We start from the raw sequence: 26,449 nt of genomic DNA, 5'->3' as shown, positions 1-26,449 counted from the left end.
CGAACAGGGGGCAAAATGAACTTAAGACGACTGAAATACTTCGTAAAAATCGTCGATATCGGCAGCCTGACTCAAGCGGCAGAAGTGCTGCATATCGCGCAGCCTGCGCTGAGCCAGCAGGTGGCTACTCTGGAAGGCGAGATGGATCAGCAATTATTGATTCGTACCAAACGCGGCGTCACGCCAACGGAAGCCGGAAAAATTCTTTATACCCATGCCCGCACTATTCTGCGCCAGTGCGAACAGGCGCAACTGGCGGTCAACAACGTCGGCCAGACCCTCAGCGGGCACGTTTCCATTGGTCTTGCGCCGGGCACTGCGGCGTCTTCTATCACCATGCCGCTGCTGCAGGCCGTTCGTGCTGAGCTACCGGAAGTGCTGGTCTATCTGCACGAGAACAGCGGTTCGGTACTCAATGACAAACTGCTCAATGGACAGCTGGATATGGCGGTCCTTTACGATCGTTCTCCGGTCGCCGGGATCACCAGCCAGCCGCTGCTGAAAGAAGATCTCTACCTCGTGGGCACCCGCGACTGTCCGGGGCAGAGCGTCGATCTTACCGCCGTGGCAGAAATGAACCTCTATCTGCCGCGTGATTACAGCGCCGTGCGTGTGCGCGTGGATGAAGCATTCTCCCTGCGTCGCCTGACGGCCAAAATCATCGGCGAGATCGACTCACTCTCCACGCTGACCGCGGCCATTGCCAGCGGAATGGGCGTAACCGTGTTGCCAGAATCCGCAGCGCGCTCGCTCTGCAGTGCGGCAAATGGCTGGATGGCACGGATCACCACGCCTTCGATGAGCCTGCCGCTGTCGCTCAACATGTCCGCACGCGGCTCGCTGACGCCACAGGCGCAGGCGGTAAAAGAGATTTTGATGTCGCTGGTCAGCAAGCCATCGCTTGAGAACCGTGAACTCCAGCTCGTGAGCTGATATTCCATAAAAGCATAAGTTGCGGGTTTTTATTATTTGTTCTGCAGTGCGGCTGACTCTAACAATAGCGTTATGTCAGATGCGCCGGAGTGAATCGTGAATTTCCAGCAACTTAAAATTATCCGTGAGGCGGCCAGGCGGGATTACAACCTGACCGAGGTCGCCAATATGCTTTATACCTCTCAGTCCGGCGTCAGTCGCCATATCCGCGAGCTGGAAGAAGAACTGGGGATAGAGATTTTTATCCGTCGCGGCAAACGTCTGCTTGGCATGACGGAGCCGGGCAAAGCCTTGCTGACCATTGCGGAGCGGATCCTCAACGAAGCCAGCAATGTGCGCCGCCTGGCGGATCTCTTCACGAATGACGCCTCGGGCGTCCTCACCATCGCCACCACCCACACCCAGGCGCGTTACAGCCTGCCGCCGGTGATTAAAGCCTTCCGTGAACTTTTTCCTGACGTCCGCCTGGAGCTTATCCAGGGGACGCCGCAGGAAATTGAAGTGCTGCTGCAAAACGGTGGGGCAGATATCGGCATTGCCAGTGAACGCCTGAGCAACGACCCGCTGCTGGTGGCTTTTCCCTGGTTCCGCTGGTATCACAGTTTGTTGCTCCCCGCCGATCATCCGTTGAATCAGGTTTCGCCCCTGACGCTGGAAGACATTGCCAAATGGCCGCTGATTACCTATCGCCAGGGCATTACCGGACGCTCGCGCATTGATGAAGCCTTCAACCGCAAAGGGCTCACGCCGGACGTGGTGCTGAGCGCACAGGACTCTGATGTAATCAAAACCTACGTCGAGCTCGGGCTGGGCATAGGTCTGGTGGCAGAACAGTCCAGTGGCGAACGCGAGGGGGGAGATCTGGTGCGTCTTGATACACGTCATCTGTTTGATGCTAATACCGTATGGCTCGGCCTGAAGCGTGGACAGCTGCAGCGCAACTATGTGTGGCGTTTTATCGAACTTTGCAACTCCGGGCTGTCCGTTGATGAGATTAAACGTCAGGTGATGGAGCCAGAAGAAGTGGCGATTGATTATCAGATTTAAGCCCTTTATAGCACCCGTCTCCGTCGACAAGAAGCAAAGGCCTGCAATTAAAGCAGGCTTTTTTATTGAAACCGTTTAATTTCCTGACCGCTTATTCTTAAGAATACCCTGATTAACAACGATACTTTGTAACGTCATAAGGTTGTCTTATATTTAAATATTTCTCATATTTTCCATTGAGTTACATATAAAAATAAATAACGAAATATGATTCTTTTAGGTGAGGGTAATATTTGCGTGCGGTAAAACTCGCGGTTAAATAAAAGAGTCATTATTTTAAAACTCAACTCATTTAATTGCCGTTATCTGCGGGAAATTTTCTGCCTTATTTATCATTTAAATTTATTAATTTAGATATTGATTGGTTAGCTGTGCTTACAGCTTATCCAGGAAATGCTTACTTAATTACCTGCTAAATTTCAGGTCAATTTTTTGTTATTTTTTCTGGACAAATTTGATTGGGTTGTAATATGTTTGTTTCACCCTGTGATGAAAGGCATGATATTGTGGAATCAAAAAGACTTATTACTTCTGGCAGCAGCTGGGAGGAGGCTTTCGGTTTCTCGCGAGCGGTAGAAGCAGACGGTTGGCTATATATTTCGAAAACGGGACCTCTTAATTCTTGTGGTGAGATTGAATCTGATGATATCTCACTGCAAACTGAATGCGTTCTGAATAAGATCAAGGGGATACTTGAATCCAGTGGTTATGCAATAGACGATGTAATACAAAGCAGGCTGTATCTGACTGAAATTGAAGAATGGCAGCAGGTAGCGCGTATCCATGGGCACTATTTCCGTGATTCCCGACCTGCATTTACGTTATTGCATGTCTTACCGTTTCCCGAGAAAAAAATGAAAGTAGCAATTGATATTGTGGCAAAAAAAAGACAGGGGGCGATTAATGAGTGATATCGCGCAAGAAAATCCGGTTTCGCCGTTATTTATCTGGTTCGCCAGCATCGCGGCGGGTACGGCTATGGCAAATAACTATATTCTTCAGCCCGTATTGCCCGCTATCGCGGCATCTTTGCAGTTGCCTCTGTTTTATACCGGCTTCATTGCGGCGAGCATGCAAATAGGTTATATGTTGGGAATACTGTTTCTTGTTCCGCTTGGAGACAGCGTTAACCGTAAGAAACTGATTATTTCTCAGTTTATTCTCCTCTCACTTGCGCTCTTCGCCGCTTCCCTGACCCGTCAGCCGTTGCTCCTTTTTAGCGCGGGAATAGTGACAGGCGCCATGGCGACAAGCGCAGTGCAACTGAATGCGCTTGGATTTCACATTACGCCAAAAGGCGCTACGGTCGGACTGATCACCATGGGCATTTCGGCAGGAATATTGCTCGCGAGGCTCGTGGGCGGCAGTCTGGCCGATGCGCTTGGCTGGCGAGGGATGCTGGCCATCGTCGCAGCCGTTATGGCCTCCATGGCGCTACTGGCCATCAGATGCCTGCCTGATGTTAAACCCGCAAGGGAGACGGGGTATCTGAGCGTCATGGTGCAATTGCCGGGCTTGCTGCGTAACGTGCGGCTTATTGAATCTGCCGTCACCGGAGGGGCATGGTTTTTCGTCTTTAGCCTGTTATGGGTGACCATCATGCTTCATCTGCAAAGACCGCCACTCCATCTGCCAGCGGGAACAGCCGGATTATTTGGCCTGGCGGGTATCGTCGGTCTTGTACTGGCGAACTATGCGGGGAAACTGGCTGACCGCTTCGGGTGTCGCAGCGTGATTTTTGGCGGAATGGTATTTGTGGTTGCGGGAATAGCCATACTATTTCTTTTTCCTGCGTCCTTACCGGGAATTACGCTGGGCATTATATTATTCGATTTAGGGTGTTTTGCCGCGCAGGTGGCTAACCAGACGCGGGTTCTCGGATTACATCCGGATAAAAGAAGCAGCCTCTATGCGCTTTATATGTTCTTTTATTATGCATTGGGCGCAGCCGGATCCGTTACCGGTCCGTGGGTTTATGAAAGGTGGGACTGGCAGGGCATCTGTTTGCTGAGCCTCGTTATGGTGATGATAGCGATGATAACCACCGCGATGGGGTATTTTAACGAGAACAGCGTCGCCCACGTTTCGAACTAAACACTTTTAATATCAATAAACTCAACGCTAGCATTGGCGGGGATACCCATGTTTATTATTCAGCTTTCGGTAATTGTTTTTGCCTGCTATGTCGTCGGCAAACTTATGGAGCAAATAGGTCAAACACAGGTTATTGGCCATATTGCTGCAGGCGTTTTATTGGGACCGACTTTCTTTCCCGGAATAATGTCTCTGTTCTCATTTCAAACGTCTTTATTTAGCCAGGAGTCGCTGACCACCATAGATAAGCTGGCGAATCTGGGCATGATTCTGCTCATGTTCGATATTGGGTTGTCGCATTTTCATGGTCATAATCATGGCCGTCGTAAGCAGACTATCGCTGCATTGAAAATAGCGTTCCTGGGCATGCTGCTGCCGTTTATCGGTGGCATGTTAGCGGGAAATTCGGTACATGCCGAACTGGCGCCACAAACCGATCGTCTTTTATTTAATATCTTTATGGGAACGGCGCTGGCGGTATCCGCTCTGCCGGTCATTGTGCGAATCATTGAAGATTTAAAAATGCTTCACCTGGCCATCATTCCTCCCGTCATTACCGCTGCCATTCTTACCGATGTGGCAGGCTGGGGGATTTTGGCTTTGGACAGCGTATTTGCCGCGGTTGAAGGAAAATCTGATTCGCTGTGGTCGTATTTGGCGGTCGTGACGGCAGCCCTGGTACTTTATGGGTTGGTGACCGGCAAAGTCGTGGTCCCCCTGCTTATACGCTATGCGCACAGGCCTGAGATGAGATTTCCGGCGATCATTTTTTGGATTTTGGTCAGCGCGTGGGGAGCGGAGTATCTTCACCTGCACAGTGGTTTCGGTGCCTTGCTGGCGGGCAGCATGTTCGCGCGGATCCCCGGGTTAGCGAAGCAATGGCATGCGAGTATGAACGGTTTCATGCACTATCTTTTACTTCCCGTGTTGTTTGTCAGCGCCGGTCTGAAAACGCATTTCGACTTCAGTATGGCAACGCAGGACATTGCCTGGATAATTGGGTTCACCTTACTGGCATTTATAACCAAATTCAGTGGTGCTCTGCTCGGGGCGCGTATTTCAGGATATTCCCTTCGTGAAGCCTCCATGATTGGCGCGCTCATGAATACGCGTGGTCTGATGGAGCTGGTTGTGCTGTCTATCGGGCTCGAATTGCATCTTATTTCACAACGCGTCTACTCCATTATGGTCATCGTGGCGCTCGTGGTAACGGCAACCACACCGCCAATATTACGTTGGTTAAATAAAGAATCATCTTCCGCTGTAGTAAATAAAACACTTGAAAACATTAAAGGGTAAAATTATGAAACTGGATATGCCTGTAATTGTCGATCGTATTAAAGAAATCATCGCTGAACGTATTGGTCTGGATGTCGAACGCGAAGATATTGCTGACGAGACCGGTCTCGCCTCAATGGTAGGAATGGATTCTATTGGATTTGTAGAATTACGCTTCCAGTGTGAGGAAGAGTTTAATATTAAAGTTGAAGATAAAGAGTTTTCGCCCGCGAATTTTTATTCGTGCCAAACCCTTTCGCGTTTCATTATGAATAAGCTTGGAGCCTGAGAATGTTAACGCGAGCAGAAGAATGTGCCGCATTTTTTCCCTATGAGCCTGCCGGTTTATTTTCTCCGGTGCAGGCAACGTCTGCGGTGGGGACCAGCGGCACTGAAGGAGAGAGTTATCAATACTATGTCGATTACTGGCAGCGGCAGAGTCTGGAACCCGGTCGGGTGGTGCTGATAGCGATGCCGAACTGCCCGGACTTGATGTATATGTTCTTTGCTGTCCTCAACAGTGGCTTTGTGCCTGCGCTGATCCCGCCGCTCACGCCAGCAGAACGCATCCTGCAGATGCTTGAGGACTTTGCGGCGGGGGCGCTGGTGCGAACGCCGGTTCAGCCAGGACGATGGCAGGAGCTGGGCGTAAGCGCAGCTGAACCCCTCGGGCGCTGGCAGGTGGGAAAATGCCGTGATGGCGGACCCGTACTGACACAGCCGGGGCAGGTCGTGATAGCCACGTCCGGCACGTCGTCGTCGTTCAGCAGCGGCTGTGTCCATCATTTTGATTCGCTGCGGCGTAACGCGCTGCGTCATGCCAAAAGTATCGGCATGAGCGCCAGCGACAGGGTATTGATCAGTTTGCCGATGTGCTATTCCACCGCGCTGGTTGCCCAGATGATTGCTGCCCTGGAGACGGGCTGCGAAATTGTTATCAGTGGACCTCCGTTTTCTGTACCCCATTATCTGGATGATTTACAGCGATACGGCGTGACCCTCAGTTCGCTCACGCCCGTATTGCTGCGCCAGTTGAACGCCTGGGAAACAACGCTTCCGCCGGGGTTAAACAAACTGACGATTGGGGGCGATTTGGCTGCGCCGAATGAGGTGGAAGCCTTTTTACTCCGACAGCCATGGCTTGAGTTATATCTGACTTATGGCATCAGTGAGGCCGGACCGCGGGTGTCGACATGCCCGGCTCATCTGCTGGGGAGAGGATATTATGCGTCAGCCGGACGTCCTATTGACCAGACGGACGTTCGTATCCTGCCCGGTGCAGACGGCCAGGACGGGCAGGGGGAGTTGCTAATTAGTTCTGATACGTTGCTCGTCAAGCGCATTGGGCGCGGTAACCGACAAACGTTCATTGAGCTTGATGGCAAACGCTGGCTTCGCACCGGAGACATCTTCTTCCAGGACGCTGATGGGTTCCTGTTTTTCAAAGGCAGAATCAGTGATTTTATTGTTATCAGGGATGAGAAAGTCAATATCGGCGCCGTTAAGCAGCTGTGCCGGGAAATTAAAGGGGTGATGACCTGCAAGACCCAAATTGTCAATGAAGGGGATCAAATTGCGGGATTCGATATTGTTTTGACCTGCGATGAATCAGTGATCAATGAAACCAATTGCCAGCAGCACAGTGCCAGCCTGCTGAAAAAGCTCAAACGCCATGAACGGCCACGTAATATAAACTTTGTTTATTGTGGCGCGGCCTCTTTAACACAATATAAGTAAGGTGATGTTATGAATGATGAACTTCGGGAACTGGCACGGGCAGTCATTGAAAAATATCACCTGGCGAGCCTTGATGATATTCTACGTGAAGTTCCAAAAACAATGTGCCATGTCCTTCAGGAATCAGATGTGTTTGAAACATGGCCGGCAGACATCGTTCGCCTCAAATTTCCTGAGGAGCATTGGGATTATTATATTTCACGTTACGAGCATTTTCGCGACGAGGTCATACGTAACCTGACACCTCAGGATTATCTTCGTGAAATGCTGGGTCAAACACAGCGCTTGCCCTGCTTCTGTTCGGAAATGGCCGATGTCTCGGCAATACTGTATAGCCAGATAATCAACAAGCCAGTGTATTCTCTTCGGAATATTTTTGTGAATTATCTTTATTTGCCCCGCCCCTGGCATTGTATTAATGCAGTGGTGGAAGATAATCGCATTCGATATTTTGATATTTCTGCTTATGCACAGGTTCTGGACCGTAAAAGAAGGAAAGTGGTTAAGCCTGCCGAGCTCGAAGGATTTGATGCGACAGACATCGCATTTGATTTTATTGAAAGTCCACGCTGGCTACAAAAAGAACCTTATCAACGAAAGATAGAATTAACGGCAGGCGAGATTAAAGATAATTTTTCTCCTTCTCCGCTTGAAGATAAACCTTCAAACGAATTTTTTCGCGCGTTCCACTGATATATCGTTAATTCACTTTAACCAGCTTACCGTACTATTTTGCGGTAAAGGAAAAAATGATGACTACTACAACGTATGTCGCCAATGTTGTCGGCATGGGATGGACAACTGCGTCTGGCGATCGTATCGAGGATGTTTTCCAGACTTTACTGGAAAAACAAACCGGTATTGCGCCTGCGCCATCGGATCGAAGCTTGCGTACCGATCTGGCCGCCATGCTGCCGGGTGAATGGCCTGCCGAAATGCGCGAAAAATTGATCGCTCTGACGAAACGCACGGCCCGCCAGGCGCTAGAGGATTCGGGTGCAGCAGAACCTGTGCCGGAGGAGCGACGCTTTTTGATTGTCGGAACCAGTCTGGGATTCCGCCTCGACAGCGAGGCGTTTTGCCGGGAGCCGCTCGACGGCTGGGTCAACGAGGTGGCGGAGTCGCTGGGAATGGAAGGGATAGCCCTTTCTACCGCCTGCTCCTCGGGCTCGGATGCTCTTCTTTTGGGGGCGCATTTAATTGCAACGGGGCAAGCCGATCTGTGCCTGTGCGGCGGCGCCGATATTCTTACTGATTCAAAACGTCTGGCCCATAGCGCATTAGGCACGCTCTCACTTTCTACCCTGAAATCGTTCGATGCTACACACGAAGGAACCATTCTCGGAGAAGGGGCCGGTTTTCTGGTGCTGCAACGAGAAGGCGGCTCTGCACCACGCGTGCTGGCAAGGCTTGTCGGTGCTGGGGCGTCTAACGATGCGGCAGGCTTGACTGCGCCGGATGAGCAAGGCAATGGCATCCGCCTGGCATTGCAGCGTGCCCTGACGCAGGCGGGACTTGAACCTGGCGATATTGCGCTTATTAATGCGCACGGTTCGGGTACCCTGACCAACGATCGGGTTGAAAGCAATGCCTATAACCAGTTTTTCACACATCGTCCCTGGGTCTTCGCGACGAAGGGCAATTTTGGCCATACGCTGGGGGCGACAGGGGCGCTGGAAGCCATCGCGCTCATTCATAGCCTCAATGCGGGCACGATCCCCCCGGTGTATGAACTGAAAAAGCCGATTGATGGCCTGCGTTTTAATTTACCTGCCGCGCAGCCTCAGCCCTTAACGGGAAAGACCGGGTTAAGCATGACGATTGGGTTTGGTGGTTTTAACACCTGCCTGATATTTACCGTAATGTAAAAGGTGGGGCAGCTAATGAAGATCGTTTCTACGAGTACAGCACGCTCATTAATCTGGTCAGATTTAGATGAGACCTTGCGCCGGGGGCTAAAAACAGCCGACCCATTGTCTTTAAATGTGCTGTTTACTGTCGATGAACTTTATCAACAGCACAAGGGATTGCTGAATAATCATCTTGAAAGCGTCGGGGTTATTCAGTTTGGCACGGCATTCCCGGTGAATACCAGCGAGAAAATTATTCATGACATGGCAATAAAATCGCGCGTCTCTCCGGTCGATTTTATTAATGCCAATGTTGGGGCACCTATTTCCATTTGCTGTACGCGCTATCGCTTTCAGGGACCCACCATGGTACTGACAATGCCGCAGCGCACTGGCAAAGAAATTGCCCTGTCTCTGGCGAGAGAATGGTTAACACAACAGGCAACATATCTTTTTCTGATTCAGGCAGATCACACGCGTGAACATGAAATCGAAATAACAACTCAGTTAGTCACTCAGTAATATTATTAAGGGTAAAGCAATGAAACAAAGTCATTATGATGTGGCCATCATCGGGAGCGGTATTGCAGGAACCATGCTCGGCGCTATTCTGGCAAAACAGAAATTAAACGTGGTAATTATTGATGCCGGTACCCATCCTCGCTTTGCCGTCGGGGAATCGATGGTGCCGGAAAGTGCTGTATTGTTGAAAATTCTGGCGCGTCAGTACAATATTCCTGAGCTGGCGTGGCCGGGGGAAATTCACGCGCTGATGGAAAATATTGGTACGTCGAGCGCCGGTATTAAACTGGCGTTCAGCTTTGCATGGAACGGTAAGAATAAAGCGCATAATCCCCAGGACGTTGTGTCGACACCGGTATTGTCGCCGGAAGCGCATCTGTTCCGTCAGGATATTGATGCCTATTATCTGGCGCTGGCCGCACGTCTGGGGGCCGATATTCGCCAGCAAACCCGCATCCAGTCGATTGAAGAAACCGGCGACGGGATGCTGCTGGATCTGGGAAAAGAGCAGATAAAAGCCAGGTACGTCGTGGATGCAGCAGGCTATCGTTCACCGGTTGCCGATAAGTTTGGTCTGCGCGAGGGTGCACGTGAGATGCAGAGCCGTACGCGTTCGTTGTTCACCCATATGACAGGGGTCAAACTGTATGAAGACGTCATCGCCTCAACGGACGTGACCGGTTCGCCGACCCCGCTCTCACAGAGCACGCTGCACCACATGTTTGAAGGCGGATGGCTGTGGATTATTCCGTTCAACAACCACCCCTATTCGACCAATACCTTATGCAGCGTCGGCCTGCAGTTCGATATTGATAAACATGGTCCCGCAGGCGATCCGGAAGAAGAGTTTACCCGTTTTCTCGATGAGCACCCCTCCGTTGCCCGTCACTTTGAGAGCGCGGCACGGGTACGCGAATGGACCGTTGCACCTCGTCTGAATTACACCAGCCGCGAAAGCGTAGGGGAGCGTTATTGCCTTTTAGGCCATGCAGTGGGCTTTGTCGATCCGCTGTTCTCGCGCGGGTTGGTGAATACGTTCGAATCGATTCTGCGCGTCGCGCCTAAAATTGTTCGTGCCGTCAGACAGGATGACTGGTTAGCAGCGAATTTCGCCAGCTATCAGGATTACAGCCTGGAAGTGGTGAAGGTAAACGACAGGCTGGTGGCAAATTCATTCACCGCATTTGATAGCTTCCCACTGTGGAATGCGTGGTTCCGTATCTGGATTAGCGGCAGTTACATCGGCGTGTTGCGTCTGCGTAAAATCCTCAGCGACTATCAGCAGCACGGTGATGACGAGCGGCTTGAGAAGGAATTTGAAAGCGCAACCTATCCGGGACATCTTTCCATTGAGAGCCCTTACTATGAGGCTATTTTCGATAAGGCCTGCGAAACAATGGAAGCCTATCGCGCCGGTAACCTTCCAGAAAAAGAGGTAATCGCTACGCTTCATTCGCTTTTTGCTGACAACCGCGAGCATTTCCCCATCGATTTCTCTGATTTCACCAATCGTTACCTGTCCCGGGCAACGGAGGAATTTGCCGATTCTCTGTTCTACTGGGCTCATAACGCGCCTGGCGGAATCGGGCACTTGTTCGACCGCGGAGATAAACCGGTCCGTTTCGATTTCCTCGATCCTTACCGCTATGGCGATCGTCAGCAGTTAAACCAGCATGCAGATGCCATGTTGCAACAGGCGCGTCATCAATAACCTGACGGGCGGTTGTTCCGACCGCCCCCTGAGGAGAGCGTTATGGATACTGTAGTCGAGCAGCTTTTGCAGCGACGGGAGGGTGCCGTCGCCCGTGGTATTAACCAGATGCATCCGGTTTATATTCAACGAGCGGAAAATGCGGTGATGTATGACGTCAACAACCGTCGCTACATTGATTTTTCCGGCGGCATTGCCGCGCTCAATACCGGCCATCTTCATCCCAACGTCATCGCGGCCGTTGAGCGCCAACTGCACCAGTTTACCCACAGCTGTTTTGCCGCCACCCCTTATGAATCGTATATCGCGGTGTGTGAACGTATTAACGCCTTAATGCCTGGAGATTTTGACCGACGGAGTTTTCTCCTGACGACGGGGTCCGAAGCGGTGGAAAGCGCGCTTAAGGTTGCCCGCGTGGCCACGCGGCGAAGCGGTGTGATTGTTTTCAGCGGTGCCTATCACGGGCGTACGTTTATGACCCTCGCGATGAACGGCAAAATTGCGCCCTACAGCCAGGGGATGGGGATTATGCCCGGCCCGGTCTTCCGGGCACCCTTCCCGCAGGGAGAGACGGAGCGTGATATTGCTCAGGCGCTGGCGGGCCTCAAGACGATATTAACGAGCGACATTGCCCCCCAGGATGTGGCCGCCATCGTCATTGAGCCCGTTCAGGGAGAGGGCGGGTTTTACGTCGTGCCGCCTGCGTTTATGCGTGCTCTGCGTGAACTCTGTGACCGGGAAGGCATCGTGTTAATCGCGGATGAAGTTCAGTCTGGCGCGGGGCGCACGGGGACGTTCTTTGCTATGGAACAAACCGGTGTTGACGCCGATTTAATTGTGTTCGGTAAATCCGTTGCCGGCGGGCTTCCGCTGTCTGGCGTGGTGGGCCGTGAGTCGCTTATCAACCAGGTGGCACCGGGCGGTCTTGGTGGAACCTGGGCAGGCAACCCGCTTTCCTGCGCGGCGGCGCTGGCGGTACTTAAGCTCTTTGAAGAGACGGACCTGCTGGGCGCAGCCCGGCGTCTGGGTCAACGTCTGCGCTCCGCCTTAGTATCCATTGTCAGCCCTCTGTCGATTGGCTATGAGATACGCGGGACTGGCGCCATGATTGCGCTGGAGCTTTTTTCTCTGGAGCATGGAGAGCGAACGCCGGCGACCGGGCTTATCGATCGGTTAGTCAAAAGCTGTGCCCGTGAGGGGCTTATTCTTCTTAAATGCGGCAAACAGGCAAATGCTATCCGCTTTTTAATGCCGCTAACGATTGAAGACAGCGTTCTGGATGAAGGGCTGACAATTTTTGCCGGCGCGCTGCAGCAGCAGGTCGCGTCTTCAGGCTTAGCAGAGGTGAAATAATATGGCGCAGTTTGATAGCCGAACATTACGGAACGTATTTGGTCAATTCGCAACTGGCGTGTGTGTCGTGACCATGATGGATAAAGATAACAATTTCCATGGGCTAACCATCAGCAGCTTTAACACCGTCTCCCTGGAACCCCCGCTGGTGCTCTGGAGCCTGCGCAAGCAATCCTGGTACGCTCAGCATTTTCTGGAGGCGGACGCCTTTGCGATAAATGTCCTGTCGGGCCATCAGCATCAGGTTAGCGATATTTTTGCCAGCGCGGGGAGCGACAAATTTCATCGCGTCGATCACCGGGTCAGCGGCTTTAAACTGCCTTTGATTGACGGGGCACTCGCGCATCTTGAATGCAAAATGTGGCGTCAGGTAGACGGTGGCGATCACTGGATATTCATCGGTGAGGTGGTGGATTCGTTACATACTGAAGGTGAACCGCTCATCTTTTTCAACGGTCGCTATGCCACCACCGCGGGTCTGTCGATTCCTGCCTAAAAAAAAGGGGCTGAAAAGCCCCATAACACGCCGAGCGAAGCGTTAACTAAAAGGGTATTTTTTAAATGCCGCCTGGTTTTCGAAAACGTCGGCAACCGCCTGAATCTTTTTAAAATCCCCGGCGTTAACGACGTGAGGGATCATTGACTGAATAAATGTCCAGATAACCGTACTGGTGACAGCAACCTGATCGGCCACCGCATTTTCCGGACGGGCTTCCAGCAGCGCGTTCCATTCCCGACAGGCAGCCAGCAGCTGGACGGTAATACGTTCTATCCACGGATTATGTTGTTTCTCCGCCGGGCGCAGGTTGTGTTCGTACACATTTTGCACAGCTTTCTCCGCGGCGGCGAGGATAAAGCCCAGCGTCTGGAGATCGTTCGCCAGTGCATCCGGTGTCACGGGAAGGAGTCTCCGTTCAGGCGCGGCCTGAGCCTCAAAATAATTCAGTATGAGAGACGAGTCCATCAGACGTGTTCCATTCTCCAGAACCAGCGTTGGCGCTTTTACCGCAGGGTTAATCCGGGAAAATTCCTCAAATGTGCTGAATACGGACAACGGCTGGCTTTCAAACGCAACGCCATAAAGTTCCAGGGAGACCGCCACGCGGCGTACATAAGGAGAATCCATCATGCCAATCAGCTTTATCATGATTCCAGTTTTCCTGTCTGTGTGAAAAAACGCTTCATTGAAGATGATAAACAGACATTACAATAAATTCGTTATGGCGAATATCATCAGTATCTTACGGCCTGAGTTAGTATTACTGACAGATTGGCCGGTTAGCGTTTATCAGATTCAGTCTATGAGGGAGTGGTTTCATGTCGGATTTTCCACCTATCGCAAGTTTGCGTAGTTTTGAAGCTGTGGCTCGCCTTGGCAGCGTAACGCTTGCGGCGAAAGAGCTTCACGTTACCCATTCCGCCATCAGCCAGCAGATTAAAGTGCTGGAGGAAATGGTGGGGGTGAAGCTGTTTATCCGTCATGGGCGAGGGGTGCAGATCAACGAAGAGGGGCGTCTCTACGCGTTACAGGTGCGCGAAGCGCTGAATCATATCGCAGATGCTACCCGGTTAGTGCAGGTGAAACCGAGAATACTGGAACTGACGCTGGCGATGGTGCCGTCTTTTGGTTGTCACTGGTTGTTGCCGCGTCTGGAGCGGTTTCGGGAAAAATATCCACACATCACGCTGCGGATCCAGGCCAGTCTGACGATCACCAGCATGCAGCAGGAAGGGATAGATGTGGCGATACGCATGGGGAAAGGTAACTGGGAAGGAAGCGACTGCCATTATCTGTTTTCAGATGAACTGATTGTGGTTGCAGCACCCGGTTATAACGGCGGCATCCTCCCGGCAACGCCAGCAGAGGTGGCAAAGAGTAAAATCATATTCTCCATGGAGTCGTGGAAAACCTGGTGTTTCAATGCGGGACTGGAAAAAGATATTGTGCCCGGCGGGTTATGCATTAACGACTCAAATTTAGTCCTTGAGGCTGTCAGACTCGGTAAAGGTATCGCGCTGGAACGTCGCTCTCTGGTACAGGATGCCATCACCCGGGGCGAACTGGTCCAGCTTACCCCTTTCACTGCACCTTATCCCTGGCCTTACTGGCTGGTGACATCGCAGTTAACGGAAGCGAAACCGGAGGTGGCTCTCTTTAGTGAGTGGCTGGATGAGGAAGTGGCGGCCTGGCGTCAGTTGACAGGGACTGTGGAAAGTAACGGCTAACAGAAAAGCAAAAAGCCTGCTCTAAAAGCAGGCTTTTCAAATTTGGCTCCTCTGATTGGAATTGCCTTTGCCATTAACTGGCTGATTGGTAAGTCAATCCTAAACGGTTGGGTTGTCAAGACCACCAGAATGACCACCATTTCACTACGGAACTAATGACATATTTAGGCACTGGCTTTAGCCAATTGATCACCAGCAAACCACGCCAATTATGGTGCAGGCACAATAGTATCCGCTCCGAACCAATTCCCAAGTGTTGCAAGTGCCTCAGGAGACAAAGCTTGTGTAAACAAGATTGCAAGGCGCTATGAATCGCCACGGGTTTAACAGACACCTCAGAGTCATTTAAGATGACTTAAAGAGAGGTGCCCATGAGCGGTAAACGTTATCCCGAAGAGTTTAAAATTGAAGCAGTCAAACAGGTTATTGATCGCGGTCATTCTGTTTCCAGCGTTGCAACACGTCTCGATATCACCACCCACAGCCTTTACGCCTGGATAAAGAAGGACGGTCCGGACTCATCCACTAATAAAGAACAGTCAGATGCTCAGGCCGAGATCCGCCGACTCCAGAAGGAGTTGAAGCGGGTTACTGACGAACGGGACATATTAAAAAAAGCCGCGGCGTACTTCGCAAAGCTGTCCGACTGAGGTACGCCTTTATTCGTGACAACTCCCGTTGCTGACCTGTTCGTCTGCTCTGCAGGGTGCTGGATGTTTATCCCAGTGGCTTTTACGCCTGGTTTAAGCAACCGTATTCTCAGCGCCACCAGGTAGATCTGAGACTGACGGGACAGATCAAACAGTTCTGGCTGGAGTCCGGTTGCGTTTATGGTTATCGCAAGATCCATCTGGACTTACGGGATAGCGGGCAACAGTGCGGAGTGAACAGAGTCTGGCGAGTGATGAATCGTGCCGGGATAAAGGCTCAGGTCGGGTACCGGAGCCCGCGGGCACACAAAGGCGAGGTCAGTATCATATCGCCCAACAGGCTCCAGCGACAGTTCAATCCGTATGCTCCGGATGAGCGTTGGGTAACGGATATAACTTACATCAGGACCCACGAAGGCTGGCTGTATCTTGCCGTGGTTGTTGATCTGTTCTCACGCAAAATTATCGGCTGGTCAATGCAATCCCGGATGACAAAGGACATTGTCCTGAATGCGCTTCTGATGGCCATATGGCGACGTAATCCTCTAAAACAGGTGCTGGTTCATTCAGATCAGGGCAGTCAGTACACAAGCCATGAGTGGCAGTCATTCCTGACATCACACGGCCTGGAGGGCAGCATGAGCCGTCGCGGTAACTGTCACGATAATGCGGTTGCAGAAAGCTTTTTCCAGTTGCTGAAACGCGAACGGATAAAGAAAAAGATCTACGGAACACGGGAAGAAGCCCGCAGCGATATTTTTGATTACATCGAAATGTTTTATAACAGTAAGCGTCGGCATGGTTCGAGCAATCAGATGTCACCGACAGAATATGAAAACCAGTATTATCAACGGCTCAGAAGTGTCTAGATTATCCGTGGCGATTCAGTTATTACATTGCATGTGAACTTCATTCTTCTAATAGCTTAGTTGTTCACAATGCCTCAGGTCCTATATTATTACCTGAGGCATTGAAACTTTACTCTGTCAGTGAGACATTATGCACATCATCCAGCTGAACCTGACATTCCTTCCATCGACGCACAAGCGTAGCCACACAGGGATTGCCCGCTAGTTGATTCATTCTGACCCAATCAACATCAACTAGTCCGGCAAGAAGTTCGGAATTAAGTTCACCCTGCAATGCATGCCATTGGCGAATACTGGGTTGACGTTGAATAATAGGTTGAGGGGAGGAAAGACTGCCAACAATGACGTAATTTTGCTCTGGATCATGCCAGAGTCGTGTAATACCTGGTACGTTCTTGAGCCAGTTGCGAGGATCGCCTAAAGGTAAATCGAAGACACGAGATAATAATTTATTCCATGATGCTATTAATGATGTACTGGCTCTTTTTACTGATTTTTTAGCGACTTCCACCATAAGCGCATTTTTCTTTTCAGGCCATTGGGAAAAAACATAATTTTTTAAAACATCATAAGTGACATTGAATTCATTGTCGGAATAATATTTTTTTAAAGCACATTTCCATAGGTCACACAACAACTCTAGTTCACGAAGTAACGTATTTTTATTTGTATCGGATAATTCACCTTCTTCAGTAAGGTGGTCTATATGAAACATTAGTTCATCCATTTCAGGTAATAACCATTTATTAAGAGGGAGTTGTTGCCGTTGAGAATCCAGAATAGTCATTAAATCGTTTAATTTCTCCGGAAGCATGTGAGGTGCTCCATATTGTGGATCCTGAAGGAGGATAGTCACTTCTTCCGTTTTGTGAATTATCACCGTCAACCGATTAATAAATCGAGTCAACTTCTCTGCTTCATTCCAAATCCCTTGTGTAATATCTTGGGGGCGATAATGGTAAGGCCACTTTTCGTTAAGCAAAGCGAGTAGTGCTGTTACAGAGGTATCAAATGAACAGAGTATATTATCACAGGCTGAAACAGCATCTGGCATAGCTGGGTGGAAAGGTAATATTATTGGGCGGTCTTGTTTAACAGTAAACAAACAGCCATTAGTGATTACAGCGAGACTGCTAGTGAGTAGATCCTTCTGCTGCGGAAGCGTCACACTAATTTTGGTCTCATTACATAGCAGCAAATGCTTCAGGGCTAATTCTTTATATACAATTTCAACATTACGTGCCAAAGATTCTTGAGCCGCTTTTTTCTCAAAATCACTGATACTATAATCATAGTAACGAGAATCTGTGGCAGGAATAAGCCTCGTGTCACCGTCAGGGGTAAACTGTTCTATTAGTAAGTTATCCGCAATTGGGTCGGCTGTGAGATCAAAAGGATTAACATTAATATGCTGGCAGGCAGCTTTTGTTCTTAATATTTTTGTCAACGGATAGCGATCGTCAATGATACCCGGAGTCTGATCCAGCAAAACAAGTAGACACTGTGATCCATCAATATCTATGTTCACAATCTGATCCGGTTCTATATTAGGTAGTAATGACATGCGTGCATCAGGATATTTTTCATTCAGCAGGGACTGAATGTTATTAACAATGTATTGTGGGGATACATTTTTCGAAAAACGTAGATCAAGAACCTTTATCTCTTTGTCAAGCTGCACACTTGGGAATTTAGCCTTGTCAGCTGTTTTGAATTTTGTTTTAAGCGGTAAAGGGCGTAACTTAAGTACTACTGGAGATAATCCGAAGCCAAATTTTCTTGCTTGCTCAATAAATTCATTTTGAACGGGTTGAAGGATCCAAGGCCAGCTATTTTTGAGTGAGGTTGAAGACGAAAGGTCGAGAAAAGGGCGTAGCTTGCGTTTATCTTTATTTTTGGCTACTTCACGGTAAATTTGAGATTTAGGTTTTGTCGTTTTTTCCGCTTTCCAGCGGGCAAGAACATTATTTTTATCATAAATCCATAATGGTTGATGAGTATTAAATAATTCGTCTTTTATATCGACTGGACGTAGTGGAACATTTTTATGAAATAATATAACCTCAGTGATATTTTTATCGCTTCTTTGTTGAGTGCGACAGTCCAGACTAATTGCATTGATACCGCAACTATTCTTACTTTTCCAGACGTCAGTCTGTAGTAATGGGCATCCCAGTGTATGGCTACCTTTGCAATGTGAACCAAAGGCGGAGACTTTACGCATGATAAGTCGGATCCATACTGGATTCAGCATAGCCTCGTAATGGACACGCGTTGGCTCAACAATAATCCCATCACCATTTTTTATTATTGGTGGCTTGTCTTGCTCTGAGTCCAAAGCAACGTATAGTCCAAATTGATCCTTATGAGATTTCATCAAATAAGGATAATAACGACTGCCTAACTCATCATCAATTCGGCTTTGCCATTCATTCCAGCGATAGTTTTTACTTAACGGATAATGATAGACAACTAGTTTTTCAGCTTTCTCCCGATCGATCTCGTTGTCCCGGTAAATCATGTGTGAAAGAGGGAGAGAACGGATTATTTCGTCATTACATTTCGCCATGATGTTATGCTCTTTCCATAATGTTTTGATTGATGATTTTTTTGAGTTGCCCGAATCCGGGGGTTTCCACTGAAATGGTGTCTGGGGTCACGCATCCGCCGAGAATCAGAATGTCCGCCTCATAAGGATTTTGAACAGGGGTTAATTGGTGAGAGAAACCCAGTAATTGACTATCAGCATGTGGAGCAACAAAGTTGGCGATAACCAATTTGGTTTTATTACCCTCGATAGCGCGAATTTGTGCCAGTTTTTTACTCAGACCCAGAGGGGTATGCTCTTGATTTGCGCCAGATGCCAACCATTGTTGATATTCTTCATCTGCCTTATCGAGAGTATCTTGTCTCCAAAACTTAGCATCCACACGATAATCAGAATTTTTTATGATGAAATCATACTGCTCAAAAAGCCGGTGATTGCTCACTTGGCTGGTGGTAATGATGCTCTCTGAATAAAGAAGTGCCCGGATAGCTTCTTCTCCCAGACGTCCCATCAGCAGGCGTTGTATAACTAGTGGATGGAATGCGTAATGCTCTTCCAAATCGTTCGCGAAGGGCATAATAGACGTTCTGTAACCCTTACGGTTGAACCAGTCAGTAATGACAGGATGACGTTGGATATACTGATACAGTTTCTGAGGGTTGTATTGGCGCAGCCCTTCTGCTGTTTTGTCAAAAAACTGCCATGTCTGTGGGGAGTACCAGATTTTGCCGTCAGTATTAGCTAATTTCGGTTTTTCAAAGCAAGCCCATTTATATAATTCAAGATCAATATCGAAAGCGTTTTTTCCCGGTTTCCAGGCTAAATCATGTTGAAGTACTGCTTTACCGAGTTGTCGCCAGAGTAATGGGATGTCATCTCTTGGGGTTGACTGTTCCCGTAACAACCGAATAGCCGGAACTAGTCGCTGATCGATATAATCCACTGCTAGTTTTCCAGGCTGTGTCGGCGTCATGAGCTGGCTGAAGAAATTATTCTGTGTCAGTTCATCTCGCTCCCGAAGTGTATCCAGTAATTGACGATTGAGTGCCGAAAGCTGTCGACGATTTGATGTATAGATAGGTAATGAAGCAAAGCGGGACAGGTCTTTTGCTAGTTCAGCATCAAGGTGAATCTCAGCGTTGGGTACTTCACACCAGGCTCTCTCAATACGACCAACCTGCTGTTGAACATTGGCTGCCGTATTTTTTATATAATCGCTGGTTCTCTTATACTCTCCGTTTAACCGGGAGATTTCGTTCTTCCTGTTCAACATCAGTGGCAGAATGAAGCGCTGATGCTGTTTACGTGAAATTTCCCCTGCTCGTAGTAGTTTTTCCAGATTGCGTAACTGGAACCCTGCATGTGCCATATCATCATTGCTATCTGCACTGGTCTGGAAAGCGGAAAAGTAAAAATGCCGTGATTCCAGTAAATATAAACAGGTCAAATCCATATTTTTGCCGGATTCGGGCAGGCTGAAATCCAGATTTATACCGTTGGTGGCAGAGGCAATTTGTGTCAGCACAATAACAATACGTCGGGAAGCAAATGCAGCCTGATAGGCATCACTGAAGCCCTTTTTTTTCTGACATTCTGCGGTTAACAGACAGATTAGTGCGGGCTCGTTATGTATAGTCAACGGGATAAATACATCAGTAAAATTCTTTAGCAGAAGATTGTCGGATAAAGGTGGATCCAGCTTTAACCATGTGAGGCAATCTCTGCTTTGTGTCGCTATTGCAGCGGTTAGCCATTTTCTTAAATAAGATATGGAATTAACAAAAGCCAGATGCCCTCGGTGCTGAGGCCTTTTTCCTGCTAGATCCAGCACATCAAGCAGTTTAAGTAGAATATTCTGGCGATACTCTGATTCGAAATCTGTTGAAGGTTCATCATCATTCTGGAAAAAATCGGGGGGCAGAGAAGCGAGAAGATCAGCTGAATGCGGGCTGTTCTTTGTTCTATTAAAATCATGGATCTCAGTATTCAGTTGTGTCTTTCTGATGCTTTCCTTGTTGCTATTGATTTCTTCAATCGCGGTATTTTGTAACTGAAGGTCATCATCGGTTTGAACATAGGGCACCGGTTCTTTAAACCAGGAATCAGGTCGGTTTTCAAAAGTAGTTCCGAGAAAGCTTTCCGTAACTATAGGGTTACGTGCTTCTGCAATATAGCGTAAGGCTGAGTTTATCCACCGGACATCAAAGTGGTTGCAGGCTCTTTCAATATATGATGTGGCCGACAGTGCAAAAACGAGATTACGGCTGGCTAGTGATAGTAGTAAACCTTCTGCTGTTGTTGGCAAGAACGCACGCTTGATCTGTATTCGTAATGGATCGATATCGGTATCCACAACATTTTGTTTCAGCAACCAGTTAGTTAACCCAAAAATACTGGCATGTGTATTGGGCAAAATATTACTTTTTCTTAGTTCCCGCAGTTCAGGCAGATCAGTACGTGGTAACAAAAACCGAGACATATTTGGCAGGGTTGAACCATAATATGACGGTCTGTAGTCATTAACCGGGTCGAATAGAAGTCGGGTTAACTTTTTGATGTATTCATACGTTTCATCTTCGCTGGCTGTCAGGTCCGTTAACATCAGACTGAACTTTCGAATAAACTTTTCCATCAGGCGTAAAAAATCACTGATGTCGATAGGCTGATGGTTATTCTGAAATGAGGAATTTGGTCTGATAACTTCGTAGCCATGTTCGGCCTGTCGCATTATAAGGCGCTCACTGGTTACCAGTTGATCGGAGCGAAATAAATAATGTTCACCGAAGGGTTTATTATCCAGATATCGTTGCAGAGGAATTACTAGCGATCTGGCATGTGTTAAATCAATTTTTTTCCTTTTAAGGCAACATCTAGTTCGTTAATAAATGTCCCAAGACGTTCACGGATCATCGGTGCAGGTGCTGTTTCAACATACTGCATACGTTGCAGTAATCTGCGTCCCCCCTCGAGTAACTGCCCCAAGCATTCAGGCGGTTCCTGAACCCATTGAGCTTGAGCCAGATATTCCTGTAGTACCTCAGCCTGATAATCAAATTCATCAATAAAAATGACATAATTGCGCAGCTCTTTGCTTGACATTCGTACTTTGCGCCGCCCATCGTAAAATGATGAAATAAGCTTTTGGGTTGTCATAATCAGCAGGTGTTGTTTTTCGTCGCGCCAGGCGATGGCGGGCAGAATGCGTCTGACCCAGGCATGACGACGGAAGTCATCAACTCGTTGCCTGGCGGCCTGTAAGAGTTCATGTTCTTCACCATATTTTTCTTTTTGCTTCCTGGCTTCTTTTTCCAGCAATTTGATATTTTGAATTAACGATATCTCAACTGCCGCACATAATTTTATTAACGCCTCTTTTTCACTGGCGATAGCTGCACGTAAATGTGCCGGGTATCCTTTTAATGATTTATTGATATATAGTATATTCCTGCAATTCTTACGCAGTTTGTCTGCAACATCTGGGCCGACAAACAAGTTTTTTTCCTCAAGTTCGTTAATGGAATTAAAGGGATCCGGGAGTGAACCTGTAGAAATATCTTTCTCATGAGGTAGCGGCGTAGCCTCGATTGCAGAAATAATTTGTTCATCCTGCGCATAAAGAACACTAACGTTAAATGGTTTTCCATTGCTGTCTTTGTGCGAAGCTGTTTTTTCGTAAATGTCGTGGAGTATATTCCAACGATGGGTAACCAGAATGGCCTGAAAGCCTATTTTTTTTATTGTCTCCAACGCCGGAGATACATTATCGGCGAAACCAGAACGGTAGAGAGCACTAGTTTTTCCACTGCCCGTGGGCCCCTGTAACTGACAAAAACCGGCAATGTGTTTCGTTGTCCTGGATTTTTTTGCTTGGGATAACGTATGTTCGATAACGGCATTATAGGAACGAAGTAAAGGGGGATTCACATATCACCTCATCTATCTCGACTTTTTGACGACTAATATTTCAGCAATTTATGTTACGCCGCTTGAATGACATTGCAATAGTTGTGGTTAATTTTTTTGATAAATCAATGAGCATGATATATTTCGTAACGTTATGATTCGTCTTGATGTCATATTGCTACTTTAGGTTATATGTTTTTTGTAAACGCGTGTTCGTCCTTTTTCCTCTTGCCTAATTGCCTGGTGTCACATCTGAACTAATTTTGCCTTCACGCTATCTCTGATGTCCTTACGGCGCAGCCCATTTACGGAAGCTGCGCCGCATTTCGTTTATCTCATCCGTCATAATCCTTTGAACCGCAAAAACAGTTTTCTATTATCGGTCTTCTTACCACGAACTAAGCCACCGCCTGCACAAAATGCTTCATGACGTGAAAGAAGCGCCCGATGTATCAGGATGGTCGGCGTTTTACCTGTAATGCAGCCTTTGAAAGCTGCCGGATCTGTCTTAGGACGGATTAAGGCCTCCTTCACGCTTAGTTACACTAAGGAAACCATAATGAATCTGACTAAAAATTGCGCTCCACCAGCTATGGATGTTATATTAAAATATAATATTCGGAGGTGCTCTATGTATACCACTCGCCTGAAAAAGGTCGGCGGATCCATCATGTTGGCGGTTCCTCCCGCCGTGCTCAAAACACTGGAGCTGTCGACGGACAGCGAAGTCGGCATGACCATAAATAATGGCTGCCTGATTATTGAACCCCAGAAACGGCCCCGTTATTCGCTTGAGGAACTGCTGGCACAGTGCGATCCGCACGCCGAAATGAGCGACGAGGATCGGGAATGGATTGATGCGCCTGCGGTGGGCAAGGAGATCCTGTAAATGGACAGAGGGGAAATTTGGCTCGTCTCACTGGATCCTACAGCCGGACATGAACAAAGCGGAAAACGTCCGGTGCTTATCGTATCGAAGGCATCTTTTAACAAGCTGACCCGGTTACCCGTTGTTGTTCCCATCACCAGCGGTGGAAACTTTGCACGTACAGCCGGTTTTACCGTCTCCCTGGACGGTGCGGGAACAAAAACGATGGGCGCTATTCGCTGCGACCAGCCCAGAACCATTGATATGGCTGCCCGGAGCGGCAAGCGGCTGGAACGCATACCAGACGCTGTGGTGAATGAGGTGCTTGCCAGGCTGGATGCGATTCTGAATTAACATCTGAGACGCAGAAAAGCAAAAAGCCTGCTCTAAAAGCAGGCTTTTTAAATTTGGCTCCTCTGACTGGACTCGAACCAGTGACATACGGATTAACAGTCCGCCGTTCTACCGACTGAACTACAGAGGAATCGTGTGAACGAGGCGCATAGTAGCGACCTCAGTTCGTCTTGTCAAAGGGGGAAAACGCACTTTTCGTTCGTTTGCCGACAATTTCAGCAAATCGCTGATTTTATAGCAAATTCGCGCTGAAATTACACAGCAAATTGCGCCGCCCGCAGGCGGCGCACAGGATTAGAACAGTACGGAGTAGTTCAGACCAAACGTACGGCCACGGCCTTTATAAGTATACAGACCTGGTGCACCGTAGGTTGGGCTATACAGCCCCGGCGCACGCTGACCCCAGGCGGTGGTGTAGTCTTTGTCCAGCACGTTTTCCACGCTGAAGCTCACTTTACCCACCGGCAGGGCGTAGCTGCCCAGGAAGTCGACCGTGTTATAGCCATCGATCTTCTTGCCGTCCGCATCTGACACGTCAAAGGTCTGCGTGCTCTGCACGCGCAGGGTCCAGTCGCCCGGTGCCCAGTTGACCCATGCGCTGGCTTTTGACGGGCTGGCGCTGTCTACCGTCAGCTTCTCCCATTTGCCGTTTTCGCGGGTTTCAGACTTAATGGCGTTAAAGTTCGCGCCCGTGCTCCAGTCGCTGTCGGTGAAGAAATAGTCCACCTGGCCTTCAATCCCGTAGATACGACGCTTGTCGTCTTCGAGGTTGATGGTCATGTCCGTCTTGTTGATGGTGATCGTTTTGTCCGAGAGCGAGTAGTACGCCGCGACCTGGGTACGCAGGTTATCGCCGGTGTAGCGCCAGCCCAGCTCGTAAGCGTTGACCTTGATACCGTCAAGCGTCGAGTCGTTCACGTTCACGCTGTTCAGCAGGCGATAGTGACCGTTGCTGAGCTGATAAGTCCCGGAACCGTAGTACTTCGCCAGATCCGGGATTTCAAAGCCCTGGGAGAAGTTAAACCACAGCTGCTGCTGTTCGGTCAGACGACCGAGGATCCCGGCGTTAAACAGGAAGTTGTTGTAATCGGTTTTCCCGCCCGGCACCGCGTCTGCGGAGGTGGCTTTCCCGGTTGCAATGGCCTGCTGCTGGGCGTAACCCACAAAATCGTCCACCTTGTTTTCGGTGTACTGGTAGCGCACGCCGCCGCTCAGGGTGATGGCGTCAATGTCGTAGCTGGCCTGCAGGAACGGGGCGAGGTTGGTAATGCTGTAACCCGGGTAGCGGCCCACGTTATAGGCGTTATCAAGCTCCATGCCGCCGCTCGCCGCTGCTTTGCTCAGATCAAAGAACTGCTGATTGGCATCGAAGGTTTCATGGTCGGCATCCACACCCCAGGTCAGGGTTAAATCATCCACCGGTTTGCTGTTCAGCGTCAGCTTGCCGCCGTAAAAATCGGTTTTCTGCTGCGACGCACCGATGCTGCTCACGACGCCTTTGGTCAGGGTCGGGAAGGGGTAGTAGGTCAGGCTTTCGTCACGATAGTAAATCTGCGCAACCAGATCCTGGCCCCAGAAGTCGGTATTGGAGTATTGCAGGTTAATCAGATGACGCTCGGTACCCGGTATACGGTCAGAATCGAGATTACCTTTGTTATAGGCAGTCGCATCGCCCGTGACCGCCGAGAAGTTTTTCCCGAGATACAGGCCATGCTTGCCGTCGGACTCGCTCTTATAGTACTGCGTCGTGAGCTGAAGCTGCTGGTGTTCGTCAATGTTGAGGGTGCCGGTCCCCATCACATCAATACGGTCGGAATACTGTAAGCCGGTCTGGGTGTTATCAATGATCACCTCGTCGCCGTTGCCGTCATACCAGCCGCCGTAACGCTGATACGACACCGACAGACGACCCGAGGCGTTGTCGTTGCCGCCGCTGACCGCCGCCGACACGTTCTCATCGTGGTCGTTGTGGCTGTTAAAGCCGCTTTTTGCTCCGGTCTGGAACTCAACTTCGGTCTCAGGCTGGCCTTTTTTGGTGACGATGTTCACCAGGCCGCCGGTGCTGCCGCCGCCGTAGAGGGACGTGGCGCCGGAGATCACTTCGATACGGTCAATGTTGAACGGATCGATGGAGTCGAGCTGGCGGCTGTCGCTGCGGGAGGAGTTCAGGCGCACGCCGTCCACCATCACCATCATCGAGCGGCCGCGCAGGTTCATACCGTAGTTGGTACGCCCCTGGCTGCTGACGTCCATGCCCGGGATCAGCTGCGCCAGGACTTCTTTAATCTCCTTTCCGCCCTGAACCTGCTGCTCAATTTCAGACCGTTCAATAACCCACGTGGTCTGCGCCATCTCGGCCACGCTGCGGTGTGCACGGCTGGCGGAGACCACGATATTTTCTTCCTTTTGTTCTTCCGCCCACGCAGAGGTAGAAAGCATTGCAAGCAAGCAAGGATTTAAAACCCAAAGATGAGAACGTTTCATTGTTATGTTGATCCTGATTGTG

At 49.3% G+C, this 26,449-nt stretch carries 21 protein-coding genes, 1 tRNA gene and 1 pseudogene; 17 read left to right on the top strand and 6 right to left on the bottom strand.

Features of this window, described 5'->3' with window-relative positions; all coding sequences use genetic code 11:
* Positions 1-15: 15 nt before the first annotated feature.
* The 13 genes from nac (at position 16) to L3068_RS14615 (ending at position 13,021) form a co-directional block, all read left to right on the top strand.
* Positions 16-933, top strand: a complete 918-nt coding sequence (nac, locus tag L3068_RS14675; protein ID WP_014884446.1) for a nitrogen assimilation transcriptional regulator NAC — start codon at positions 16-18, stop codon at positions 931-933.
* 96 nt (positions 934-1,029) lie between these two features.
* On the top strand, positions 1,030-1,980 hold the full coding sequence (gene cbl, locus L3068_RS14670; RefSeq protein WP_117581252.1) for an HTH-type transcriptional regulator Cbl: 951 nt from the start codon (positions 1,030-1,032) through the stop codon (positions 1,978-1,980).
* Between the two features lie 470 nt (positions 1,981-2,450).
* On the top strand, positions 2,451-2,891 hold the full coding sequence (locus tag L3068_RS14665; protein WP_023330848.1) for a Rid family hydrolase: 441 nt from the start codon (positions 2,451-2,453) through the stop codon (positions 2,889-2,891).
* Positions 2,884-4,074, top strand: coding sequence for an MFS transporter (locus L3068_RS14660; protein WP_023330847.1), 1,191 nt, complete (start codon positions 2,884-2,886; stop codon positions 4,072-4,074). Before L3068_RS14665 ends, L3068_RS14660 begins: the two co-directional genes overlap by 8 nt.
* Before the next feature lie 48 nt (positions 4,075-4,122).
* On the top strand, positions 4,123-5,373 hold the full coding sequence (locus tag L3068_RS14655) for a cation:proton antiporter (protein WP_023337504.1): 1,251 nt from the start codon (positions 4,123-4,125) through the stop codon (positions 5,371-5,373).
* A gap of 4 nt (positions 5,374-5,377) precedes the next feature.
* On the top strand, positions 5,378-5,641 hold the full coding sequence (gene amcB / locus L3068_RS14650; protein WP_014884442.1) for a cispentacin biosynthesis acyl carrier protein AmcB: 264 nt from the start codon (positions 5,378-5,380) through the stop codon (positions 5,639-5,641).
* Positions 5,642-5,643: 2 nt separating this feature from the next.
* Positions 5,644-7,089, top strand: coding sequence for an adenylate-forming 2-oxoglutaryl-ACP ligase AmcH (gene amcH / locus L3068_RS14645; protein ID WP_050483584.1), 1,446 nt, complete (start codon positions 5,644-5,646; stop codon positions 7,087-7,089).
* A gap of 9 nt (positions 7,090-7,098) precedes the next feature.
* Entirely contained in the window at positions 7,099-7,782 is a 684-nt protein-coding gene (locus L3068_RS14640) for a hypothetical protein (RefSeq protein WP_117581254.1), read from the top strand.
* A 56-nt stretch (positions 7,783-7,838) separates the two neighbouring features.
* Positions 7,839-8,957, top strand: coding sequence for a cispentacin biosynthesis acyltransferase subunit AmcF (gene amcF / locus L3068_RS14635; protein ID WP_232947868.1), 1,119 nt, complete (start codon positions 7,839-7,841; stop codon positions 8,955-8,957).
* Between the two features lie 15 nt (positions 8,958-8,972).
* Positions 8,973-9,461 carry a cispentacin moiety biosynthesis protein AmcG gene (gene amcG / locus L3068_RS14630; RefSeq protein WP_117581258.1) on the top strand — a complete coding sequence of 163 codons (489 nt, stop codon included), beginning with the start codon at positions 8,973-8,975 and terminating at the stop codon, positions 9,459-9,461.
* A 19-nt stretch (positions 9,462-9,480) separates the two neighbouring features.
* On the top strand, positions 9,481-11,172 hold the full coding sequence (locus L3068_RS14625) for an NAD(P)/FAD-dependent oxidoreductase (RefSeq protein ID WP_117581260.1): 1,692 nt from the start codon (positions 9,481-9,483) through the stop codon (positions 11,170-11,172).
* Positions 11,173-11,214: 42 nt separating this feature from the next.
* A complete protein-coding gene (locus L3068_RS14620; protein ID WP_045269268.1) occupies positions 11,215-12,525 on the top strand; it encodes an aminotransferase class III-fold pyridoxal phosphate-dependent enzyme in 1,311 nt (436 codons plus the stop codon).
* A 1-nt stretch (position 12,526) separates the two neighbouring features.
* Positions 12,527-13,021 carry a flavin reductase family protein gene (locus L3068_RS14615; RefSeq protein ID WP_023337497.1) on the top strand — a complete coding sequence of 165 codons (495 nt, stop codon included), beginning with the start codon at positions 12,527-12,529 and terminating at the stop codon, positions 13,019-13,021.
* Between the two features lie 42 nt (positions 13,022-13,063).
* Here the strand turns inward: L3068_RS14615 and L3068_RS14610 are convergent, their stop codons facing one another.
* A complete protein-coding gene (locus tag L3068_RS14610) occupies positions 13,064-13,672 on the bottom strand; it encodes a glutathione S-transferase family protein (RefSeq protein WP_014884434.1) in 609 nt (202 codons plus the stop codon).
* 170 nt (positions 13,673-13,842) lie between these two features.
* Between L3068_RS14610 and L3068_RS14605 the strand changes: the two genes are divergently transcribed.
* Together L3068_RS14605 and L3068_RS14600 are read left to right on the top strand one after the other, a co-directional pair.
* Entirely contained in the window at positions 13,843-14,751 is a 909-nt protein-coding gene (locus L3068_RS14605; RefSeq protein WP_023337496.1) for a LysR substrate-binding domain-containing protein, read from the top strand.
* Between the two features lie 371 nt (positions 14,752-15,122).
* Positions 15,123-16,270: pseudogene (locus tag L3068_RS14600) on the top strand (IS3 family transposase).
* A 109-nt stretch (positions 16,271-16,379) separates the two neighbouring features.
* On the opposite strand, the gene L3068_RS14595 reads toward L3068_RS14600, so the two are convergent.
* The 3 genes from L3068_RS14595 to L3068_RS14585 form a co-directional block, all read right to left on the bottom strand.
* The gene (locus tag L3068_RS14595; protein WP_214602802.1) at positions 16,380-18,839 is read right to left on the bottom strand and encodes a hypothetical protein; all 2,460 of its coding nucleotides are present in this window, start codon (positions 18,837-18,839) and stop codon (positions 16,380-16,382) included.
* Positions 18,840-18,843: 4 nt separating this feature from the next.
* The gene (locus L3068_RS14590; protein WP_232947866.1) at positions 18,844-21,546 is read right to left on the bottom strand and encodes a hypothetical protein; all 2,703 of its coding nucleotides are present in this window, start codon (positions 21,544-21,546) and stop codon (positions 18,844-18,846) included.
* Positions 21,547-21,656: 110 nt separating this feature from the next.
* A complete protein-coding gene (locus L3068_RS14585) occupies positions 21,657-22,742 on the bottom strand; it encodes a hypothetical protein (protein WP_232947865.1) in 1,086 nt (361 codons plus the stop codon).
* A gap of 610 nt (positions 22,743-23,352) precedes the next feature.
* Here L3068_RS14585 and L3068_RS14580 point away from each other — a divergent pair.
* Both L3068_RS14580 and L3068_RS14575 read left to right on the top strand, forming a co-directional pair.
* Positions 23,353-23,610, top strand: a complete 258-nt coding sequence (locus L3068_RS14580; protein WP_117581268.1) for an AbrB/MazE/SpoVT family DNA-binding domain-containing protein — start codon at positions 23,353-23,355, stop codon at positions 23,608-23,610.
* Positions 23,611-23,943, top strand: coding sequence for a type II toxin-antitoxin system PemK/MazF family toxin (locus L3068_RS14575; protein WP_045134957.1), 333 nt, complete (start codon positions 23,611-23,613; stop codon positions 23,941-23,943).
* Positions 23,944-23,997: 54 nt separating this feature from the next.
* Here the strand turns inward: L3068_RS14575 and L3068_RS14570 are convergent.
* Together L3068_RS14570 and L3068_RS14565 are read right to left on the bottom strand one after the other, a co-directional pair.
* A tRNA-Asn gene (locus L3068_RS14570) sits at positions 23,998-24,073 on the bottom strand.
* A gap of 164 nt (positions 24,074-24,237) precedes the next feature.
* Positions 24,238-26,427, bottom strand: coding sequence for a TonB-dependent siderophore receptor (locus L3068_RS14565; RefSeq protein ID WP_045281560.1), 2,190 nt, complete (start codon positions 26,425-26,427; stop codon positions 24,238-24,240).
* Positions 26,428-26,449: the final 22 nt, after the last annotated feature.

Source organism: Enterobacter cloacae complex sp. ECL414 (assembly GCF_021869685.1).
GTDB lineage: Bacteria > Pseudomonadota > Gammaproteobacteria > Enterobacterales > Enterobacteriaceae > Enterobacter > Enterobacter kobei.
Note: the sequence above shows the minus strand (reverse complement) of the source record. Positions and strands in the feature narration are given on the sequence as shown.

Bases quoted from the DNA above. Each gene is read 5' to 3' on its own strand.
- nac (WP_014884446.1), top strand. From the start codon at position 16: ATGAACTTAAGACGACTGAAATACTTCGTAAAAATCGTCGATATCGGC.
- L3068_RS14665 (WP_023330848.1), top strand. From the start codon at position 2,451: ATGTTTGTTTCACCCTGTGATGAAAGGCATGATATTGTGGAATCAAAA.
- L3068_RS14660 (WP_023330847.1), top strand. From the start codon at position 2,884: ATGAGTGATATCGCGCAAGAAAATCCGGTTTCGCCGTTATTTATCTGG.
- L3068_RS14655 (WP_023337504.1), top strand. From the start codon at position 4,123: ATGTTTATTATTCAGCTTTCGGTAATTGTTTTTGCCTGCTATGTCGTC.
- amcB (WP_014884442.1), top strand. From the start codon at position 5,378: ATGAAACTGGATATGCCTGTAATTGTCGATCGTATTAAAGAAATCATC.
- amcH (WP_050483584.1), top strand. From the start codon at position 5,644: ATGTTAACGCGAGCAGAAGAATGTGCCGCATTTTTTCCCTATGAGCCT.
- L3068_RS14640 (WP_117581254.1), top strand. From the start codon at position 7,099: ATGAATGATGAACTTCGGGAACTGGCACGGGCAGTCATTGAAAAATAT.
- amcF (WP_232947868.1), top strand. From the start codon at position 7,839: ATGATGACTACTACAACGTATGTCGCCAATGTTGTCGGCATGGGATGG.
- amcG (WP_117581258.1), top strand. From the start codon at position 8,973: ATGAAGATCGTTTCTACGAGTACAGCACGCTCATTAATCTGGTCAGAT.
- L3068_RS14625 (WP_117581260.1), top strand. From the start codon at position 9,481: ATGAAACAAAGTCATTATGATGTGGCCATCATCGGGAGCGGTATTGCA.
- L3068_RS14620 (WP_045269268.1), top strand. From the start codon at position 11,215: ATGGATACTGTAGTCGAGCAGCTTTTGCAGCGACGGGAGGGTGCCGTC.
- L3068_RS14615 (WP_023337497.1), top strand. From the start codon at position 12,527: ATGGCGCAGTTTGATAGCCGAACATTACGGAACGTATTTGGTCAATTC.
- L3068_RS14610 (WP_014884434.1), bottom strand. From the start codon at position 13,672: ATGATAAAGCTGATTGGCATGATGGATTCTCCTTATGTACGCCGCGTG.
- L3068_RS14605 (WP_023337496.1), top strand. From the start codon at position 13,843: ATGTCGGATTTTCCACCTATCGCAAGTTTGCGTAGTTTTGAAGCTGTG.
- L3068_RS14595 (WP_214602802.1), bottom strand. From the start codon at position 18,839: ATGGCGAAATGTAATGACGAAATAATCCGTTCTCTCCCTCTTTCACAC.
- L3068_RS14590 (WP_232947866.1), bottom strand. From the start codon at position 21,546: ATGCGACAGGCCGAACATGGCTACGAAGTTATCAGACCAAATTCCTCA.
- L3068_RS14580 (WP_117581268.1), top strand. From the start codon at position 23,353: ATGTATACCACTCGCCTGAAAAAGGTCGGCGGATCCATCATGTTGGCG.
- L3068_RS14575 (WP_045134957.1), top strand. From the start codon at position 23,611: ATGGACAGAGGGGAAATTTGGCTCGTCTCACTGGATCCTACAGCCGGA.
- L3068_RS14565 (WP_045281560.1), bottom strand. From the start codon at position 26,427: ATGAAACGTTCTCATCTTTGGGTTTTAAATCCTTGCTTGCTTGCAATG.